At 75.8% G+C, this 4,997-nt stretch carries 5 protein-coding genes; all 5 read right to left on the reverse strand.

Going from position 1 to position 4,997, the window contains the following annotated elements; translation table 11 throughout:
* Positions 1–155: 155 nt before the first annotated feature.
* The 5 genes from ABT122_RS33190 to ABT122_RS33210 all read right to left on the reverse strand — a co-directional run bounded on the left by ABT122_RS33190 (position 156) and on the right by ABT122_RS33210 (position 4,880).
* Positions 156–1,076, reverse strand: coding sequence for a S1 family peptidase (locus tag ABT122_RS33190; protein ID WP_351559852.1), 921 nt, complete (start codon positions 1,074–1,076; stop codon positions 156–158).
* 478 nt (positions 1,077–1,554) lie between these two features.
* Positions 1,555–2,493: a hypothetical protein gene (locus ABT122_RS33195; protein ID WP_351559854.1), complete on the reverse strand. Its 939-nt coding sequence runs from the start codon at positions 2,491–2,493 to the stop codon at positions 1,555–1,557.
* Positions 2,490–3,503 (reverse strand): SPFH domain-containing protein, encoded by a 1,014-nt coding sequence (locus tag ABT122_RS33200; RefSeq protein WP_351559856.1) that lies wholly within the window; start codon positions 3,501–3,503, stop codon positions 2,490–2,492. Before ABT122_RS33200 ends, ABT122_RS33195 begins: the two co-directional genes overlap by 4 nt.
* 53 nt (positions 3,504–3,556) lie before the next feature.
* Complete coding sequence (locus ABT122_RS33205; RefSeq protein ID WP_351559858.1) at positions 3,557–4,156, reverse strand: hypothetical protein; 600 nt, start codon at positions 4,154–4,156, stop codon at positions 3,557–3,559.
* Positions 4,149–4,880, reverse strand: coding sequence for a hypothetical protein (locus tag ABT122_RS33210; protein ID WP_351559860.1), 732 nt, complete (start codon positions 4,878–4,880; stop codon positions 4,149–4,151). The genes ABT122_RS33205 and ABT122_RS33210 overlap by 8 nt, the downstream gene beginning before the upstream one ends.
* Positions 4,881–4,997: the final 117 nt, after the last annotated feature.

Here is a 4,997-nt window from a genome sequence, read left to right on the forward strand (position 1 = left end):
GCGCTCCCCCTGATCCGCGGGGAGCGCCGGCCACCGGGTTCCGGACCACCGGGTTCCGGACCACCGGGTTTCGGACCACCGGGTTCCGGACCATCAGGCCCTCGGACCGGCGGACCGGCGGACCGGCGGGTTCCCGGGTTCTTGGCTCCCCGGGATCAGTACACGCTCACGCCGTAGGCGCTGAGCGCCTCACCGACCGGCTGGAAGTAGGTCACCCCGCCGCTGGAGCAGTTGCCGCTGCCGCCGGAGGTGAGTCCGAGCGCGGTGCCGCCGGCGAACAGGGGGCCGCCGCTGTCGCCGGGCTCGGCGCAGACATTGGTCTGGATCATGCCGTGGACGACATCGCCGCCGCCGTAGTTCACCGAGGCGTTCAGGCCGGTCACCCGGCCGCCGCGGAGCCCCGTGGTGCTTCCGCTGCGCTGCACGGACTGCCCGACCTGGGCGTTGCCCGACGCGGTGATGTCGCGGTAGCTGCCGTTGTAGAGATAGACCCGGCCGTCGGCCGCGGAGGAGTTGGAGTGGCGGACGATTCCGTAGTCGTTGACCGGGAAGCTGGAGCCGGCCGTGCTGCCCAGCGCCGTGGTGCCGCTCGGGCCGGTGTACCAGGTGCCGGTGCCCTTGGTGCAGTGGCCGGCGGTGAGCGCGGAGTAGGTGCTGCCCCGGCGCACGTTGAAGCCGAGCGAGCACCGGCTGCCGCTGGAGTAGATGGCCTCGCCGCCCGCGACGAGCTTGTTGATCGAACCGGGGGTGTACCCGATCCTCAGCAGTCCGGCCCGCGCTCCCGCCTCCCTCTTGATGGCGGCTATCTCCTGCGCCGAGACCGTCTGGTCGGCGGTGACGACGACCTTGCCGCTCGCCGGGTCCTTGTACCAGGAGGTGCCGGCGATGTCCGCGTCCAGCACGGCGTCGCTCACCTCGGTGAGCTGGGCCGCCGTGGCCGGCGCCGGAGCGCTCCGGCCGGCGGCGGTGGCGGAGGGCGCGGTCAGCGCGGAGACGGTGAGCAGACCGGCGGCGACGGCGGTCAGCCGGGCCCGTCCGGAGGCGCCGCCGAGGAGGGAGAAGCGCTTGATTCTCACGGATGCTTCCTCACTGTGGGGGAGTCCGGGGCCCGTTGGGTGGCGGGCCCCCGATGGACACACGAGGGCAGAACCGCTCCGACCGCCGTCGCGGTCATGGTCCTGACAATCGGTTGATAGGAATCCTGGACTCCGGATCACCCCCGCCACAAGATCCGCTTTCGGTCGCTCCCACGCCTCTGAGCAGTGGTTCAGACCTGTTGGCGCGGTCGGCCCACCGCCGCGCGGCCGGGCCGGGGCCGGTCGCGCGCGGCCATACGACCTTCTGCCAGCGGCCCTTGCCCCGGCCCGGGAACCGTGCGCGGGCCCCCGGAGGGCACTCCCGCGAGGGCGTGGGAGCACCGGTACGCGTGGGGCTCCGGCGATTTGGCGGGAATGCTGTGCTTCGGCCGAGCGGCCCGCCTGTCCGGATTCATGCGCTCCCCCGACGCCGGGCCCCGGGGCCCCGAGGGCGAGTCCGGGCTCCCCCGGCCGGCCGTCAGAGCAGGAGCCGGAGCCGGAGGTCCGCGACGCCCAGCGCCACCGACTGCCCCCACACCAGCTCCAGGGCATCGCTCTCGACCCCGTCCCCGAAGGCCACCAGCCGGTCGGACTCCACCGTCAGCCGCAGCTTCCGCTCCCCGTCGAGCACCCCCTCGACCAGCCGGGTCCCGGTCGTGGGTGAGGGCCAGGCCTCACGGACGAACCAGAGGAGGCGGGGATCACCCGGGGAGGGAGGTGCCAGGGTGCTCGCCCGCTCCCGCCGGAGCGAGCGCAGCCAGCCCGTGGCGCCGGTGCCGGTGCCGACGAGCACCCCCGAGGAGATCTGCGCCTCGTACGCGCCGGGAGCCGGCCCGGAACACCCGGTACCCGCGCCCGGCTCCCCGGCGCGGTCGGGCGCCAGGCGGTAGCGGGCGCTCTGGTGGCCCGGGCGGCCGAGATAGATCTCATTGAGCGCCCGCAGCCGCTCCCCGTTGTCCGCGACCGCCTCCACCATGGTCAGCTCGTCGTATCCCGCGCCGCGGCCCGCGGCCGCCGCCAGCAGCCGCGCCACATCCCGCGACCGGTGGCGGACCAGCACTCCGAGCCCCTGGCCGGGATCGGTGTCCACACCCGCCACCGGCTGTCCGGAGAGGTACTTCGCGGTGTTGGCCACCAGCCCGTCGGCGCCCACCACCACGACCACGTCCTCCGGGCCGAAGAGGAAGCGGTCCAGGTCCGCGCGCTCCACCCGGGCCTGACGCCAGCTCAGCGGCACCGAGGAGGCCACCTCGGCGAGGATGCGCCGGGCCCGCCGGTGACGCCCGGCGATCTTCTCGATGCCCCGGCCCCGGGAGGAGAGGAAGAACTCCGCCTGGCCATGGGTGCCGTGCCGGGCGAGCAGCTCCTCGTACTCACTGGTCCGGTGCACCAGCACCGCCCGGGGCGCGAGACTCACTCCGGCCCGCCGCCCCGGGGCGGGGCGAGCCTGCCCAGCAGACCGGTCAGCACATCGGGGGAGACGGTGAGGCTGTCGATCCGGGGCAGATTCTCGGCCAGCCGGGAACCCGTCAGGGCGTGCAGGGTGGCCGGCTCGACCTCGGAGTGCACCCGGAGCCAGTCCGCCTGGACGGCGGCACGGGCCTCGCCCGTCGCCCGGGCCGCCTCGGCGTCGGCGCGGGCGAGCCGGACCGTGCGCGCGGCCTGGGCCCGTGCCCGTACCTCGTCGGCGGCGGCCTCCTCCTCGGCCTCGCGGCGGGTGTTGGTGCCGCGCTGCTCGACCAGCCGCTCCTCCTGCCGGGCCAGTTCGATCCGGCTGGCCAACTCGTTCTCGGCGATGGTGCGCTCCCGCTCCACGGCCACCGCCCGCCGCTCATAGGTCGCCCGGTCGGCCTCCTGCTGGATGCGCTCCCGGGCCGGGGTGCGCAGCGCCCGCTCCACCTCCGGCTCGGGGCGGATCGCGACCACCCGCACCGCCACCACGGAGATTCCGGTGGCAGCGAGCCGGGGTTCCCCGCCGAGACCCGCGTCGATCCGCTCCCGTACCGCCGTGACCCCGTCGGCCAGGGCGGCGGCCAGCGGGGTACGGGCCAGCACATCGAGCGCGTGCTGCTGGGCGGTCTCCGTGAGCAGGGTGGAGATCTGCTCCAGCGGCGCGCCGCGCCAGACGCCCGTGTCCGGGTCGAGGGAGAAGTCGAGCCGCGCGGCGGCGGTGGCGGGGTCGGCGATCCGGTAGGTGACCGTCGCCTGCACGGTCACGTCCTGGAAATCGGAGGTACGGGCGTGGAAGGCCATGGACTCCTCCCGGTCGTCCACCGGCACCTCGCACAGGGCGGCGTCGAGCGCCCGGAACCAGAAGCTGATCCCCGGCCCGTCGTGGACCAGCTTCCCGCGCCGGTGGTGGCGCAGATGGGCGGTGGGCGCGGAGCGGAGATGGCGCCAGCCGAAGCGCCTGATGATGTCGGCCACAGCGGCCCCCCTGGTTCTCGTCGCTCTGACGATAGAGGGGAGCCCGCTTATCGTCAATACGACGACATGGGGGGCGGGCAGTGGTAGACGAACCGGGTGCCGGCCCGGTGGGACGAGGGGGAGACGATCCGCAGCTCCGCACCGGCCCGGTGCTCCCCCTGTCCCCGGAACGACCAGCGCAGCCGCAGCCGCGCCTGCTTCTGGCCGCGGGTCACCCGCTCCCGCAGCCGCCCCGACTCGGTGCCGTCGCTGCGGACCCAGCGGTAGACCAGAGTGCCCGGCCGCCCGTTGGTGTCCACCAGCCCCACGATGTCCGCCGTGCCGTCGCACCCGAGGGATGCCACGGCGGAGCGCACGGAGACGGCGTCGACGGCGGCCGTCCCGCCGTAGCGCTGCCAGGCGAGCAGGGCGAGCACGGCCGGCACCACCACGGCCATCAGGACCCGCCGCCGCCGGCGCGCGCGCCGGCGCTCGGCCACCCGGTCCGCGCCGCGCCACACCTCGGCCGCCGTCGCGGCGGTACGCGCGACAGCCGGGCTCCCGGTGGACGCGGGCACCCCGGGGCCGAAGCTGCGCAGCTCGCCCACGACCCGGTCGGGCCTCGGCGGGGGCGGGGTGCGGTCCCGCTCGGGGGAGCCCCCCGGGTCACTCATCGCTCGCACACCTCCAGTCGAAGACCTGCCGGGAGGCGGCGCCGCTCCCGGCGCCCGGGTCCGTGGCCGCCCCCGCCCCCAGGTAGCAGCCGCTCCCCTCGAAGACATGCGAGGCCGTCAGCGTGTAGAAGCGGGCTCCGCTGCGGCGGAAGGTCTGCGTCCGTTCCGCTGTGCCCAGTTCGCCCCTGATCTCGCTGGTGTACCAGGTGACCACCAGGGTGATCGGGCCGGTCCCGTCGGTGGCGACCTCGACGGTCGCGGTCGCCCCCGAGGCGCGGTCGGTCTGGGAGAGGTCGGTCACCGTCACCTGCTTCACCCGCACCGGGGGAGAGGGGGTCGGTGTCGGTGTCGGTGTGGGGGAGGGGGTGGTGCCGGTGGGGGCGGCGGACGTGGGGCGCGGAGTGCGGGTGGGGGTGGGCGCGGGGGTGCGCGTGGGCGCCGTCGATGTCGGGGCCGCGGCCGGGGAGGTGGTTCCGGCGGGGGACCGTACGGAGGAGGACGCGGCGGCCGGGGACGCGGCCCCGCGCGAGCCGCGCGGCGCCGGATCGGACGGCGAGGAGGTGCCCCCGCCCGGGGAGCGGGCCACCGCCTTCTCGACGGGAGCGGCCGGGGAGAGCGTGGGGCGGAGGGAGGGACCGCCGGCGGTGGTGCCGTACGGCTCGGCCGTGGTGGTGGCGAGGGCGCGGGCACCGGTGCGCTGTGCTCGGCCGGGGTCCGGTTCCACCGCGACCACCAGGGCGAACAGACCGGAGGCGACGGCCGCGGGGGGGCCCCCGGGCGCCCCCCCGGGGAGGCCCCGCCCCCCCCCCCCCCCCCCCCCCCCCCCCGCCGCCCCCCCCCC

The sequence above is a fragment of the Streptomyces sp. NPDC001985 genome (assembly GCF_040296845.1).
Taxonomy (GTDB): Bacteria; Actinomycetota; Actinomycetes; order Streptomycetales; family Streptomycetaceae; genus Streptomyces.